Below are 14,395 nucleotides of genomic sequence, written 5' to 3' on the forward strand. Positions count from 1 at the left end.
ATGGGTCTCCTTGAATTCCGTAGTGGCTTTTTTTAATTCTTTATTTATCTTACTTACCCAAATATTTAGAAATCAATCCATGTAAATCCTCAGATATCCTAAATCGATATAAAATAACCAAGTAACAAATACACATTAACATACTCTTAAAAATAATATTGACTATTGGATGAAAAGTAAAGTTAATGAAGTAAAAAATGGCTCCAATTCCTAGGAGCAATAGCATAACTTTAGCGGTTTCGTTTGTAAATGGCTGAATATTAAACTTAGATTTTACGTAATACAATTTTAAGGTATTATAGATGAAAAAAGCAGAAAAACTGGCTATTGCAGCACCATTTATGCCATAGGCGGGAATAAGCCAAAGATTAAAACCAATTGCCAATAATGCCAATAAAACCCCAAAAAACAATACTGATCTATAATAATCAGAATTGTATAAAATTGAATTGTTGTTCCCTAAAATAGAATCGTACACTTTAGCCAGTCCAATCCAGAAGACAATTAAAAATCCTTTATTATATCCTTCCGGAAGCATTTGATATAAATCTTTTAAGTTTAAAACAATCAACAAGAATAAAATTCCGGAAACAATCAATAAGGTTAGCGAACTTTTTTGATACAAAGCTTTTAACGCTGGTAAGTCCCTTCTATTTAATAATTCGGCCGTCAATGGATATGTGATTTGGTGCATTGCCCTTGAAGGAACAACAATACTTATGGCAATGAAACCGGCAACACCGTAGTATGCAACATATTCAATTGGCAAATAATTATTCAACATTACCTTATCAACCTCCATTAATACCATAGCGGTAGATCCCCCTAAAATAATCAAAGCACTATATTTTATTATTTGCTGCCAGTTACTAGGTAATTGGAAGGTGAAATCTGGCTTTCGCAAGCGATATGCGTAAATTTTCATTATCAACGTTCTTACCAAATAAAAACCTACTAAACTGTTTATAAAAACATCTATGCTTATATATTTAAATAGAAACAACAGCAATAAAATAGATTGACCTACCCTGCAAAAAATCTCTTTCATAAAGTTGCCAAAAACCGACTTTAATTGAATTCTGGCCCAAGCGTAGAATACCTCAAAATAGGCCATTGCCATTCCAGTTAAAAATATATGCCATACATAATCATGGACTATTGGGTTTTTCTTTGAAAGTAAACTACCAACAACATCGTTGGCTAAATAACCAAACAAGGCAATGGGTAGTATCAAGAATAAAGGCAACAAAAGCATCATTGTCAAAAAACCTTCCCGTTCTTTACTAGCATTAAAATTACTGTAAAATTTCACTATACTATTGGGTACACCAAAGGCTAGAATGGGCATTAAAACTGCAGAAACCGATAAAATAACCTGTACCAATCCGTAATTACTGGCTTGCATAAAATTGGTATAGAACATCAAAGTATTAATAGCGCCTATTACAAACCCAATATAGGTTACAATGGTATTACTTAAGGATTGTTTAAATACTATACCCATTTAGATGTACGCTGCTAATTTACGTGTAAGTTCACGTCTGCTATAGTGTTCCGTTTTAACCGGATCAATATGTAACGATTGATTTTGATATTGCCCAAACCAATCTAAAAGTACATTTTTCAGCTGAATATGGGCCTTGTAATTAAATACAAAACCAGATTTTGTTTCAGAAACCATAGTAGCAACTTCCCAATTTTCTGGGCCAATCCCAAGAATAGGTCTTTCTGCCAGCATATATTCAAAAAGTTTTCCCGGAATAATTCCTTTTGTTTCTTCTGAATCTATTTCAACCAAAAGTAACACCTGTGATTTTTGTTGGTATATAACAGCTTCTTCATGTGACAAATACCCCAAAAATTCAGTAAATTCCTGTAGACCAAATTCACTGATCGATTCCCACACATCATCACTTACAACCCCTATAAATTGCAACTTTAATTTTTCCTTAAAAGTTGGATGCTCTTGGATTAATTCTGAAAGTGCTTTCCACAAATTTAATGGATTGCGCCCTGTAAGCATAGATCCAATATGTGAAATTGAAAAAAATTGATCCAAGGGTAGTCCTTCAATTTTTTGGTTATCATATCCGTTCGTAATTACTTCAATAGGTTTTGAGGTTATGCTGCTGAATTCGGCTTTTGTAGTTCTACTTGTCACTAGTAACTTATCTGCACTTCTTAGCACCAGAGTTTCCAACTGTTTGTGTCTTTTCTGGGCATAATTGGTTAATTTCAATTTCTTATGATACCCTATAGAAGTCCATGGGTCCCTAAAATCTGCAATCCATTTTACATTTAACTTTTTTTGTAATTGTAATCCTATTAAATGTAAACTATGTGGTGGACCGCTTGTGATAATCGTATCAATAGTTTCTTCTTCAATAATAGTATTCAAAAAACGTACAGAAGGTTTTATCCAATATTTTCTGGCATCAGGAATAAACAAATTACCCCTAATCCAAAGCATAACCTTTTCTAAAAAAGATTGATCTTTTGTATTAATCAATCCACTACTAATGCGCTTTGTTTTCTTACCAGAAAAAATACTGGCCAAATTATAAGGCTCAAAAATGGCATGCTTATAAATTTTGATATTACTTGGTATATCTGCCTTAAAAGATTCATCTACTAATGGATAATGGGGGTTATCTGGAATATAGACTATAGGTTCTATATTAAAATCCTGTAAATATTTGACGAATTTAAGCCACCTTTGTACGCCTGGTCCCCCAGCAGGTGGCCAATAATACGTAATGACCAAGACTTTTCTCATTATTCTTTTTCCTCCTTTTTAGCCTTCATAAAAGAAAAAACAATACCCCCTAAAAGAATCAAACCTAACAACAGGGTGCTGGCCAATGTAATCTTGCTACCACGTTCTACCACTTCAGGTTCAAACTTAAATTCAATGTCGTGCTTACCTTCAGGAATCTTTAAAGCTCTTAAAACATAATTTACCTTAAAATGGTCTGTTAACTTACCATCAATGTAGGCATTCCAACCCTTCGCATAATACATTTCAGAAAAAACAGCAATACCAGCATTAGGGTTTTCCGACGTATATTTCAAATGGTTAGGCTTATAATCAATTAACTCAATGGAAGCAATAGAATCTAGTTGATAATCAAACCTATTTATATTATTGAACGTGTTCGTATTTACAACAGCCGTAGTCTTTGTATCTAAACTATCCAATGCCACAATTTCTTCATTTGCCGATCCAACTGATTTTAAATTTTTGATAAACCAAGCATTCCCATTGGCATTGGGATTTTCTATAGGAAACGCGTTACCATCTTCATCTTGTCTCACAACGTATTTTACATTCAACATGTTAAATACTGAAAGGTTACCCTTGTAGACATGAAATTCAAATAAATCTTGCATACCTGAGGGTTTAGCTGCATGGTATCCGGTTATACTATTATGGAAGTAAGCAGTTTTGGCAGAATCAAAACCATTGGTCTGGTCAAAAACCCGGTAAACACTATCATCCTTCAAAATCTGTCTATCGGCCGCAGTAGCTTGGAACGGTTCTAACATTGTTCGCTTTGAAACAAAACTATCGCTATTGACATACCTAAGGTTTACGCCTACTAAATCAAAAACAAGTAAAGTTCCAATTGCAATTAGAACAAGGTTCATTTTCAATTGCTCCTTTAAATAAAACCAAAGTAATAGAATACTAATTGCAACATAACCTAAAGAACGTAATAAATCACTGGTATAAACCGCCTTACGGTCTAACTTCAACATTTCTGGCAATTCTTCCAACCCTGTCATTCTCAAACGCTCATCTGAAGGGCCAATAAAATCGAACATACCCTTAAAAACAAATAAAAGTACCCCAATACCAATTACAGTTCCAGCAGCATATTTTAAGGATCTAAATTTGTCCGTTATGTTTACCTTAGATGAGAACATTTTCTTAAGTGCCAAAATTCCCAAAATCGGCGCACAAAGTTCCAATATTACCTGGATAGAACTTACTGCCCTGAATTTATCATATAGCGGGAAATGGTCTATCATAAAATCAGTAAGCAATCCAAAATTCTTACCCCAAGACAAAGCCAAAGAAAACAAAGCTCCAAAAAACAACCACCATTTGTGCTTACCCCGAACCAAATACAATCCAAGAATAAATAAGAAAAATACAATAGACCCAATATATGCGGGACCAGAAACACCAGGCTGTTCACCCCAATACAAAGGCAGTCCACTAACAAAATCCAATGCACTAGACCTTGGAAGGCCCTTGTCAATCAAGTAATTGAAAGATTTAGAATCTTCTCCAAGATTTTCTTGGCTAGCACCACCAAATAATCTTGGAACAAAAAGGTTTAGTGATTCTGAAATGCCATAGCTCCATTGTGTGATATAGTCCTTACTGAGTCCGGTTGTATTGTCTTTGTATGTACCATTGGGATTTATAGTAAGTTCGCTCTTACCTCTTGTACTCCAATCCGCATACTCTTTAGTCGCCAATAATCCAGTTGCATTTGAAGCTATACCCAAAAGTACGGCACCAAGAAGAATTCCAACACTTATGAAATAATGCTTAAGCTCTTTTCTTTTAATGGCATCAATTAAATATACCACTCCCAAAATCAATACTAGCAACATAAAATAATAGGTCATTTGGTAGTGATTGGCTACAATTTCCAAGGCCATGGCAATAGCGGTGACCAAAAAGCCTACTAGATATTTTTTGCGAAAAACGAGGACGATACCAGCTAGTAAAATAGGCAGATAACCCAACGCATGTGCCTTTGCATTATGGCCTGCGCCAATTATTATAATTAAATAACTTGAAAATCCAAAAGCTAAAGCACCAAGAATCGCCAATCTATAATCAACCTTTAAACAGCATAATAGAATATAAAAACCAATGAAATACAGAAATAGATAATCTGCAGGCCGTGGTAAGAACCGTATCAAACGATCTAACTTTTTAATGTAATTATGAGGGTAATTTGCACCTAATTGATAGGTTGGCATACCACCGAATGCGCTGTTGGTCCAATAGGGTTCAGCATCATTTTGTTTCCTAAAATCATTCTGCTCCTTGGCCATGCCAGTATACTGGACAATATCTTGTTGATAAATAACCTTTCCTTGCAGTACTGGATGGAAATATGCTAACGCCGCAATTATGAAAAATACGGATACAAAAAAATTAGTGAAAAAGAATTTTAAACCTTTCTTCATTTACAGGATGGTGGTTGGTTACGCAAATATAACTAGTCTAGTTCCTCAAAGTCTATATACTCACCAACTTTTTCAGAATCTCCTTTTTTGGCTTTCGCCTTTTTATTGACTATGACATCTCCTATTTGCTCTTCCTTAGTGCCTGTATTTTGTTCAAAGCCTTCAAAAGCTTGTTTAAAGTGTGATTCTGTTTTTTTGGCTGCGTAGCTTAATATCTTTGGCACAAATAACCTTGCTAAAATCTTTAGAAGGTAGTACACCAATAGAATTATCAATATTGTTTTTAATAAAGCCATTTTATTTAATGTGATTTATATCAAAAATACAATTATCACGTTGTAATACTAGGTTCAAAGTATTAAAATAATTATAAAGTCGATTCTATGGGGAGCCCCTTTAATATCAAAAGAATCTTTATTCTTCTTATAATAGTTATTATTTCGCCAATTTATGTGACAGCACAGTATACGGACGTTATCAACTCCAATAGGCCTGGACTTTCCGTTAGTGCCTATGCCGTGGGTAAAAACGTAGTTCAGGCAGAATTAGGCCTTTTTTATGAACAGAGTGACCATAGTTTATTAAATACGCAATCAGACATGTGGGGTACGGACCTATCCTTGCGATATGGTTTATTATTTGAAAGGTTAGAACTCAATTATGAAGGCAGTTTCCAAGATCAGGATATAACATTTATAAATTTTGGAATAAAAGCCAAAAGAAGGGATTTCTCAAGAAATAGATTAGGTTTAAAGTATCTTGTTTATGATCCTTTTAAGAATCCAGAACGAAATAAACCAAACCTTTATAGTTGGAGAGCGAATCATAAATTTCAATTTAAAAATTTGTTACCTGCAATATCCCTTTATGGCGGTGCTAATTTTGTTTTAGGGGACAATCCATATTTTCCCGGTGAAGCCACTATATCTCCTAGGGCAATGATTGCCACACAAAGTAGGTTAACTCCCAGGTTTGTTATGATTACAAACACAGCATATGACAGAATAGGAACAGAATTCCCAGAATTAAGTGTTCTGATTTCCCTTTCACACGCTTTTAGAAACCCCAAATGGAGTGCCTTTACAGAATATCAAGGAATTAAAAGTGACCGCTATGCCGATATGATTTTGCGTGGTGGGGTTGCTCATTTATTAAGTGAACAATTACAAGTGGATATGAACCTAGGGGCCAGTTTCAAAAACACGCCCTCACGAGTGTTCATGAGCATTGGCGGTTCTTATAGGTTTGATTTTCACAAAGATACCCTTGTACCTATTGAAGATCAAAATGCCGATGAAAATGGTGGCGCAATCCCTAAAAACACCATGAAGAAAAAAAGGAAAACCAAAAAGGTAAAAAACAAAGGTCGTGGCGCTGAGGATATTGATCTTGGTCCATCTAAGAAACAACTTCGAAAACTCAAGAAAACCCAAAAAAAGAAGAAAGAAGATAGTGATGAGATTGAGTTCTAAAAACCATCTTTTTTTTACAAATACGTCCTTTTCATATTTTCAAGTGTAGAATAATATACCTATTATTGAAGGTTATAAATAGCTTCAATGGTCAGTATAAAATCTATTTCCTCAAAAGAGGATTTAAAAAAATTCGTAACCTTTCCTTTCTCCTTGTACAAGGGTTCTAAATATTGGGTTCCACCTATTATTAAGGATGAAATGGAAACTTTTGACAAAACAAAAAACCCTGTTTTTAAAGATGCCGAAGCTTGGTTCTTTTTAGCCTATAAAGACAATGAAATTGTTGGTAGGGTCGCCGCAATAATAAATAGACTTGAAGTAAACCACCAACAGGTCAATAAAATGCGTTTTGGTTGGTTTGATTTTATTGATGACAAAAATGTCTCAACCGCGCTATTGCAAAAAGTGGCAGAAATAGGTAATGACAATCAACTAGAGTATATGGAAGGTCCGGTAGGATTTTCAAATTTGGATAAAGTGGGTGTTTTGGTTGAAGGTTTTGATCATATAGGCACCATGATTACTTGGTATAACCATCCTTATTATAAAAATCATTATGAAGCCTTAGGATTTGTTAAGGAGAAGGAATATATGGAAAATAAGTTTCCAGCGGCAAATGCAGACCCTAAATTGTTCACCAAACTAAATGACCTCATCAAAAGACGATATGGTCTAATAGAGGTTAATTTTAACAGTACTAAGGAAGTTATGCCTATGGCCGATGAGATGTTTGATCTCTTTAACGAAACGTATGCCAATCTTTCTTCTTTTGTGCCGATAACACCAATACAAAAAGAATATTTTAAGAAGAAATATATAAGCTTTATTAATCCTGAATACATAAAGTTTATAAAGGATAAGAACGATAAATTAATTGCTTTTGCCATTGTGATGCCTTCTTTCTCGGAAGCGTTACAGAAAGCAAAGGGGAAATTGTTTCCTTTTGGAATCTATCATTTACTAAAAGCAAAAAAGAACAGCAAAGACGTTATATTTTACCTCATAGGCATTCACCCAGAATATCAAAATAAAGGTGTAACCGCAATTATTTTTAATGAATACTATAAAACATTTAAAGAAAAGGGAATACAAATGTGTTATAGGACTCCCGAATTAGAAGAAAATATTGCTATTAAACAAATGTGGAAACACTTTGATCCAGTCATTTATAAACGTAGAAGAACGTACAAGAAAAACCTATAATCAAGTACAAAAAAAGTCCGAATTAATTAATTCGGACTTTTTAATTTTTATTAAAAGTTGAGTGAATTATTCTCCCATAGCCGCAGCTACCGCAGCAGATAATCTTTTATAGGTACCATTCTGTAAACGCTCCCTTATACCAGAGAAAGCGGCCAAGGTTTCCTTAATATCATCCATGGTATGTGTTGCCGTAGGAATCAACCTTAACAAGATTAATCCTTTTGGAATGACTGGATAAACCACTATGGAACAGAAAATTCCGTAGTTCTCCCGTAAATCCTTTACCAAGGCCATGGCCTCTGGTATACTTCCATTTAAATACACAGGAGTTACACAACTAGTAGTGGTACCTATATCAAATCCTTTTTCTTTAAGTCCGTTTTGAAGTGCATTTACATTTTCCCACAACTTAGCTTTTAGCTCTGGTTGTGTTCGTAACATATCCAATCGCTTTAAAGCCCCTTTCACGTATACCATTGGTAGTGACTTTGCGAACATTTGTGAACGTAAATTATATTTTAAATAATCTATAATTTCTTGATCTGCTGCTACAAACGCACCAATGCTAGCCATTGATTTAGCAAATGTTGCCAAATACACGTCAATCTCATCTTGCACGCCTTGCTCCTCTCCAGCTCCTGCTCCAGTGGCACCTAGTGTTCCAAATCCGTGGGCATCATCGACCAATAACCTAAATTTGTACTTATTTTTAAGAGCAACAATTTCCTTAAGGATACCTTGCTCACCCCGCATACCAAAAACGCCTTCAGAAATCACAAGAATTCCACCTCCTGTCTGTTCTGCCATTTTTGTGGCACGATCTAAGTTCTTTTCTAAACTTTCTACATTGTTATGGGTAAACGTAAATCGTTTTCCCATGTGTAAACGAACACCATCAATAATACAGGCATGACAATCTACATCATAAACAATAATATCATCTTTTGTGACCAAAGCGTCTATTACAGACATAAATCCTTGATAACCAAAGTTTAACAAGTAAGAAGCTTCTTTTTGCGAAAATGCTGCCAATTCTTTTTCCAATTGCTCGTGATACTCTGTATGACCACTCATCATTCTAGCACCCATCGGATATGCCGCACCATGTTCAGCAGCGGCCTCTCCATCAACTTTTTTTATTTCAGGAAGGTTGGCAAGACCTAAATAATCATTTATACTCCAAGTAATTACATCCTTACCTTGAAATTTCATCCTATTAGAAATAGGACCTTCCAATTTTGGAAATACAAAATAACCCTCGGCCTGTGAAGCCCATTTTCCTAAAGGGCCCTTATTTTCAACGATTCTATCAAATAAATCTCTCATTACCTAAATTTGGTTCTGTTTGCAAAAGTAAATATTTTTAAGATGCATTCACAAATTATTTAGAATACAAAAAAGCGGGTTACTACCCGCTTTTAAATTAATCTTATTGGAGGTATTATTTAACAAACTGTATGGCCTGAGTTTCCTCTACCGTTTCGTTTTCCAAAAATCCTTGGTCCTCCATCCATTTATCGCTATAAATTTTACTCATGTATCTAGAACCGTGGTCTGGAAATATAACAACAACTTTACTGTCCTTGTTAAACTCCCCTTCTTCATTAAGTTGTTTCAATGCTTGCATAACAGCACCACTGGTATACCCAACAAAAAGCCCTTCCTTTCTAGATATTTCCCTTGCTGTATGTGCACTTTCGGCATCGGTTACCTTTATAAACTTATCTATGGTATCAAAATCTGTTGCAGATGGAATTAAATTTTTTCCCAATCCCTCTATACGGTATGGATATATTTCATTGGTATCAAAATTACCGGTCTCATGATACTTTTTTAAGACTGAACCGTACGCATCCACCCCAATTACCTTAATTTTTGGATTTTGCTCCTTTAGATATCTTGCAGTTCCAGAAATTGTTCCTCCAGTGCCACTACAAGCAACAAAATGTGTTAATTGACCTCCGGTTTGTTCCCAAATTTCAGGACCCGTAGATTTATAATGTGCATCTATATTCAACTCATTAAAATATTGGTTGATATAAATGGATCCTTTTGTTTCCTCGTGTAGGCGCTTTGCTACTTGATAATAAGACCTAGGATCATCTGCACTTACATGGGCTGGGCAAACATATACTTTTGCTCCCATTGAACGCAGCATATCTATTTTATCACTAGAAGATTTAGAACTAACGGCTAAAATGCAATCGTAACCCTTAATAATACTTACCATAGCAATACTAAAACCAGTATTACCAGAAGTAGTCTCAATAATTGTGCTGCCTTTTGTTAGTATTCCTTTGCGTTCTGCCTCTTCAATAATATGGATTGCAATACGGTCTTTAGATGAATGTCCCGGATTAAAACTTTCCACTTTCGCGTAAAAATCACCCTGAAATCCTTCCGTCATACGATTAAGTCTGACAAGGGGTGTATTTCCAATAAGTTCTAGGATATTATTATGAGCTTTTATCTCATTTTTCATAAGGGGATGCTTATTTATTTCCATTTATCAAATCCAAGATTTGGGTAAATTTCCGTACAAATCTACTATTTTTTTTCTAGAGTGAAATTTTACCTTCCAAATCCAGTAAAAAAGCATATTCCTTTGCCACTTCCTTTAAGGATTCAAACCTACCCGACGCACCACCATGTCCTGCTTCCATATTAATATCAAACAATAAAAGGTTATCATCGGTTTTTAAATCTCTTAATTTGGCCACCCATTTTGCTGGCTCAAAATACTGTACCTGAGAATCATGCAGGCCAGTAGTAACCAGTAAGTTAGGATATTTCTGTGCCTTTACGTTATCATATGGAGAATATGATAGCATATATTCATAAAATTCTGCCTCATTAGGATTACCCCATTCATCATACTCTCCAGTGGTCAAGGGAATAGTATCGTCTAACATCGTAGTAACTACATCTACAAAAGGTACCGAGGCTACTACACCATTATAAAGCTCTGGTGCCATATTAACAACCGCACCCATTAAAAGCCCACCAGCAGAACCACCCATGGCGTAAAGATGACCTTTGCTCGTTTTGTTTTGGTCAATTAAAAATTTAGAACAGTCTATAAAATCCGTAAATGTATTTTTCTTTTGCAGCAACTTACCATTCTCATACCATTCACGCCCTAAATACTCACCTCCCCTAACATGGGATATTACATATACAAACCCACGGTCTAAAAGACTTAGACGGATGGTAGAAAAATAAGGATCTACAGTATACCCATATGAACCGTATGCATATTGTAAAATAGGGGTGTCCTTTGTTAGTTTGGTATTTTTGTGATATACTACAGACATTGGAATTTTTACTCCATCCCTAGCATTTGCCCAAATTCTTTCCTCTTTATAATCTTCCTTATTAAATTTACCTCCAAGGACTTCTTGTTCTTTTTTAATTTCTTTCTCTTGGGTGCGCATATTAAAGTCTATAACAGAACTTGGTGTTGCTAAAGAGTTATAACTGTACCTTACTATTTCTGTATTAAAATCTGGATTGTTACCTACATATGCGGTATATGTCTCACTTTTAAAAGGAAGGTAGTATGATTCCTTCTCATCCCATCTTACCATTTTAAGTTTATTAAGGCCATTTTCTCTTTCTGAAAGCACATAATAATCCTTAAATATTTCAATATCACTTAATAATACTTCCTTTCTGTGTGGTATAAATTCCATCCAATTATCAGATGACGTTTTATCTTCTCCAACTTTCATTAATTTAAAATTGGTGGCTTTGTCCTTATTCGTTAAAACATAAAAGGAATCTCCATAATGAGAAATAGAATACTCCAACCCTCGCTCACGTGGTGAAAAAACTTTAAATCCTTTTTCAGGAGCATCTAATGATAAGATCTGAAACTCAGAGGTTAGCGTACTATATGATCCAATAACCAAATATTTTTTAGATTTGGTCTTGTAAACAAATGTGCTAAAAGTATCGTCTTTTTCATGAAAAACTAGCTCATCTTCTGAAGTATCCGTACCTAAAACATGCTTGAAAATTTTATCTGACCGTAAAGTTATTGTATCGTTTTTAGTATAATACAACGTCTTATTATCGTTAGCCCATACGCCACCCCCTGTTGTGTCATCTATTTTATCTGGATATATTTCACCAGTTTCCAAATTCTTAATACCCAGGGTGTATTGCCTTCTAGAAACTGTATCTACGCCAAAAACGGCAAGTTTATTATTTGGACTTATAGCTATACCCCCTATGCTAAAATACTCATGCCCTTTTGCCATTTCATTACCATTGAACATAATTTCTTCAGGCGCATCCAAAGTCTCTTTAAACCTTACATATATTGGGTATTCCTGACCAACCTCATATTTGGATTTGTACCAATACCCATTTAATTTATAAGGCACAGAGGAATCATCCTCTTTAATTCTAGCTTTCATCTCCTCAAAAAGGACTTCTTGAAATTTTTTGGTGTGTGCCGTTACTTGTTGATAATAACTATTCTCGCTTTTTAGATAAGAAAGTACTTCCTCATTTTCTTTGTCATTAAGCCAATAATAATTATCTACACGAACTTTGCCATCTTGCACTAATTCTTTAGGCTTTTTGTCTGCTATGGGAGGTGTTGGTATGCTCATTTCTTTGGTATTGTCATTTTTACAAGAGAATGCAAAAATAACACTAATAATATGTACCTAAACTTGAATGGTCCTTGAATCAATATGTACTATTTAAATCCATCCAATTTATTACTTTTACATGATTAAACTATAAAATATAGAACATGTTTGGAGATATGATGGGAATGATGGGGAAGTTAAAAGAAACCCAGCAAAAAGTAGAAGAAACCAAAAAAAGGATGAATACCATATTATTGACGGAAAAATCATCTGATGACTTGTTGGAAGTAACGATAACTGCTAATAGGGAAATAAAAAAAATTAAAATTTCCGATAGTCTTTTAACCGATAAAGACCAACTAGAGGATTATTTGATTATAACCTTAAATAAGGCCATAGAACAGGCCACAAGGGTAAATGAAGCAGAGCTTGCAGCCGTAGCAAAAGAAGGCATGCCTAATATTCCTGGCATGGACTCATTTTTTAAATAAATACTCCGAAACGTTTTCCAATTACAAATCTGTCCAAATTTCTTATCTTTAAAAGAAAGAAATTTTATGATCGAGGTTAAAAAGATTGACAATCAAGATTATCAGTTTATAGTAAAATCCAATATGGGAAAGACCTTATTGGAAAGCACAATTTTTCCAGACAACGCATCATTGGAAACAACACTTTCTGGGTTAAAGGATGTAGACACTTCTTCCAAACACTTTGAACGTAAAACCAACTTTGATGGCAAATTTCTATTTACGTTAAAGAACGAACAAGGAAGTATTATTGGCAACAGTGGACTATATAGTTCCGAAGCTGGTATGGAAAATGGCATCAAAAATTTAAAAACCATACTAAGTCAACCCTAAATACATTATACCGCTATAATGTACCCATTGCCTCTAAAAAATAGCTATGCATATCATCGGTATAGTCCATATGGGTTACCATACGAAGTTTCCCCTGACCCATGCTGATAATATGTATATGCTTATCGAGTAGTTTTGACATAAATTCTATGCTTGACATGTAATTTTGATCTATTTCAAATATTACTATGTTCGTTTCTATTGGCTCTACCTTTTTAACAAAATCCAAAGACAAAAGCCTATCACCTATTTCTTTGGCTTTGACATGATCTTCTGAAAGTCTTTCTATATGATTGTCCAACGCAAAAATACCGGCAGCAGCTAAAAACCCCGATTGTCGCATTCCTCCACCCAAAATTTTCCTGATTCGGAGTGCATCATGAATGGTTTCCTTACTCCCTAACAGAACAGATCCAACAGGACAACCTAGGCCTTTGCTCAAACAAACACTTATAGTCTCAAAAATTGCCCCATACTGTTTAGGTGTTTCCTTTTTGGCCACCAAGGCGTTCCAAAGACGAGCACCGTCCAAGTGATAGTGTAACCCGTGTTCTATGCAAACAGCCTTGATTTTTTTAAGCTCTTCAAAATCCCAACAAGCACCACCTCCCTTGTTCGTCGTATTTTCTATGCATACCAGAGAGGTAAGTGGGCTATGATAAAAATCAGGCGGATTTATAGCTTCTTCTACCTGTGCGGCGTTTACCATACCTCTATGACCATCTAACAATCTACAGGACACTCCACTATTAAAACTAACACCACCTCCTTCATAATTATATACATGGGCATATTTATCACAAATCAATTGTTCACCGGGTTGTGTATGTAATTTAATTGCGGTTTGGTTGGTCATAGTGCCACTAGGGAAAAAAAGTGCGGCCTCCATTCCAAATAGGGCAGCTATCTTTTCTTCTAAAGCGTTCACGGATGGGTCGTTCTTAAACACATCATCCCCAACCTTGGCATTCATCATGGCATCCAACATTCCAGGTGTAGGCTTGGTAACAGTATCACTTATCAAGTTAATTTCCATATTCAC

Annotated in this window: 12 protein-coding genes; 4 read left to right on the forward strand and 8 right to left on the reverse strand. The window is 35.0% G+C overall.

The window, feature by feature from the left end:
- Positions 1 to 49: 49 nt before the first annotated feature.
- The 4 genes from ACOCEA_RS14525 to ACOCEA_RS14540 are packed head-to-tail and all read right to left on the reverse strand — an operon-like array spanning position 50 to position 5,507.
- Positions 50 to 1,504 (reverse strand): lipopolysaccharide biosynthesis protein, encoded by a 1,455-nt coding sequence (locus ACOCEA_RS14525; protein ID WP_420756986.1) that lies wholly within the window; start codon positions 1,502 to 1,504, stop codon positions 50 to 52.
- Positions 1,505 to 2,776 (reverse strand): glycosyltransferase family 4 protein, encoded by a 1,272-nt coding sequence (locus tag ACOCEA_RS14530; RefSeq protein ID WP_420756987.1) that lies wholly within the window; start codon positions 2,774 to 2,776, stop codon positions 1,505 to 1,507.
- Positions 2,776 to 5,211 carry a YfhO family protein gene (locus ACOCEA_RS14535; protein ID WP_420756988.1) on the reverse strand — a complete coding sequence of 812 codons (2,436 nt, stop codon included), beginning with the start codon at positions 5,209 to 5,211 and terminating at the stop codon, positions 2,776 to 2,778. Before ACOCEA_RS14535 ends, ACOCEA_RS14530 begins: the two co-directional genes overlap by 1 nt.
- Before the next feature lie 32 nt (positions 5,212 to 5,243).
- On the reverse strand, positions 5,244 to 5,507 hold the full coding sequence (locus ACOCEA_RS14540) for a DUF4834 family protein (protein WP_420756989.1): 264 nt from the start codon (positions 5,505 to 5,507) through the stop codon (positions 5,244 to 5,246).
- Between the two features lie 87 nt (positions 5,508 to 5,594).
- Between ACOCEA_RS14540 and ACOCEA_RS14545 the strand changes: the two genes are divergently transcribed.
- Complete coding sequence (locus ACOCEA_RS14545) at positions 5,595 to 6,683, forward strand: transporter (protein ID WP_420756990.1); 1,089 nt, start codon at positions 5,595 to 5,597, stop codon at positions 6,681 to 6,683.
- An 87-nt stretch (positions 6,684 to 6,770) separates the two neighbouring features.
- Positions 6,771 to 7,889: a GTP cyclohydrolase gene (locus ACOCEA_RS14550; RefSeq protein WP_420756991.1), complete on the forward strand. Its 1,119-nt coding sequence runs from the start codon at positions 6,771 to 6,773 to the stop codon at positions 7,887 to 7,889.
- A 66-nt stretch (positions 7,890 to 7,955) separates the two neighbouring features.
- Here ACOCEA_RS14550 and capB read toward each other — a convergent pair whose 3' ends face one another.
- The 3 genes from capB to ACOCEA_RS14565 all read right to left on the reverse strand — a co-directional run bounded on the left by capB (position 7,956) and on the right by ACOCEA_RS14565 (position 12,508).
- The gene (gene capB / locus ACOCEA_RS14555; RefSeq protein WP_420756992.1) at positions 7,956 to 9,215 is read right to left on the reverse strand and encodes a cysteate-C-fatty acyltransferase; all 1,260 of its coding nucleotides are present in this window, start codon (positions 9,213 to 9,215) and stop codon (positions 7,956 to 7,958) included.
- Between the two features lie 115 nt (positions 9,216 to 9,330).
- A complete protein-coding gene (gene capA, locus ACOCEA_RS14560; RefSeq protein WP_420756993.1) occupies positions 9,331 to 10,371 on the reverse strand; it encodes a cysteate synthase in 1,041 nt (346 codons plus the stop codon).
- A 76-nt stretch (positions 10,372 to 10,447) separates the two neighbouring features.
- Positions 10,448 to 12,508 (reverse strand): S9 family peptidase, encoded by a 2,061-nt coding sequence (locus ACOCEA_RS14565; protein WP_420756994.1) that lies wholly within the window; start codon positions 12,506 to 12,508, stop codon positions 10,448 to 10,450.
- A 146-nt stretch (positions 12,509 to 12,654) separates the two neighbouring features.
- Here ACOCEA_RS14565 and ACOCEA_RS14570 point away from each other — a divergent pair, with 146 nt between their 5' ends.
- Together ACOCEA_RS14570 and ACOCEA_RS14575 are read left to right on the forward strand one after the other, a co-directional pair.
- The gene (locus tag ACOCEA_RS14570) at positions 12,655 to 12,981 is read left to right on the forward strand and encodes a YbaB/EbfC family nucleoid-associated protein (RefSeq protein ID WP_420756995.1); all 327 of its coding nucleotides are present in this window, start codon (positions 12,655 to 12,657) and stop codon (positions 12,979 to 12,981) included.
- A gap of 66 nt (positions 12,982 to 13,047) precedes the next feature.
- Positions 13,048 to 13,353, forward strand: coding sequence for a YegP family protein (locus tag ACOCEA_RS14575; protein WP_420756996.1), 306 nt, complete (start codon positions 13,048 to 13,050; stop codon positions 13,351 to 13,353).
- A 13-nt stretch (positions 13,354 to 13,366) separates the two neighbouring features.
- Here ACOCEA_RS14575 and ACOCEA_RS14580 read toward each other — a convergent pair whose 3' ends face one another.
- A complete protein-coding gene (locus ACOCEA_RS14580) occupies positions 13,367 to 14,389 on the reverse strand; it encodes a threonine aldolase family protein (protein ID WP_420756997.1) in 1,023 nt (340 codons plus the stop codon).
- Positions 14,390 to 14,395: the final 6 nt, after the last annotated feature.

Origin of the sequence: Maribacter luteocoastalis, assembly GCF_048890225.1 — a bacterium.
Lineage (GTDB): Bacteria > Bacteroidota > Bacteroidia > Flavobacteriales > Flavobacteriaceae > Maribacter > Maribacter luteocoastalis.

Coding starts and splice junctions, on each gene's coding strand:
- ACOCEA_RS14575 (WP_420756996.1), top strand. CDS start 13,048: ATGATCGAGGTTAAAAAGATTGACAATCAAGATTATCAGTTTATAGTA.
- ACOCEA_RS14545 (WP_420756990.1), top strand. CDS start 5,595: ATGGGGAGCCCCTTTAATATCAAAAGAATCTTTATTCTTCTTATAATA.
- ACOCEA_RS14540 (WP_420756989.1), bottom strand. CDS start 5,507: ATGGCTTTATTAAAAACAATATTGATAATTCTATTGGTGTACTACCTT.
- ACOCEA_RS14535 (WP_420756988.1), bottom strand. CDS start 5,211: ATGAAGAAAGGTTTAAAATTCTTTTTCACTAATTTTTTTGTATCCGTA.
- ACOCEA_RS14570 (WP_420756995.1), top strand. CDS start 12,655: ATGTTTGGAGATATGATGGGAATGATGGGGAAGTTAAAAGAAACCCAG.
- ACOCEA_RS14525 (WP_420756986.1), bottom strand. CDS start 1,504: ATGGGTATAGTATTTAAACAATCCTTAAGTAATACCATTGTAACCTAT.
- capA (WP_420756993.1), bottom strand. CDS start 10,371: ATGAAAAATGAGATAAAAGCTCATAATAATATCCTAGAACTTATTGGA.
- capB (WP_420756992.1), bottom strand. CDS start 9,215: ATGAGAGATTTATTTGATAGAATCGTTGAAAATAAGGGCCCTTTAGGA.
- ACOCEA_RS14550 (WP_420756991.1), top strand. CDS start 6,771: ATGGTCAGTATAAAATCTATTTCCTCAAAAGAGGATTTAAAAAAATTC.
- ACOCEA_RS14530 (WP_420756987.1), bottom strand. CDS start 2,776: ATGAGAAAAGTCTTGGTCATTACGTATTATTGGCCACCTGCTGGGGGA.
- ACOCEA_RS14565 (WP_420756994.1), bottom strand. CDS start 12,508: ATGAGCATACCAACACCTCCCATAGCAGACAAAAAGCCTAAAGAATTA.
- ACOCEA_RS14580 (WP_420756997.1), bottom strand. CDS start 14,389: ATGGAAATTAACTTGATAAGTGATACTGTTACCAAGCCTACACCTGGA.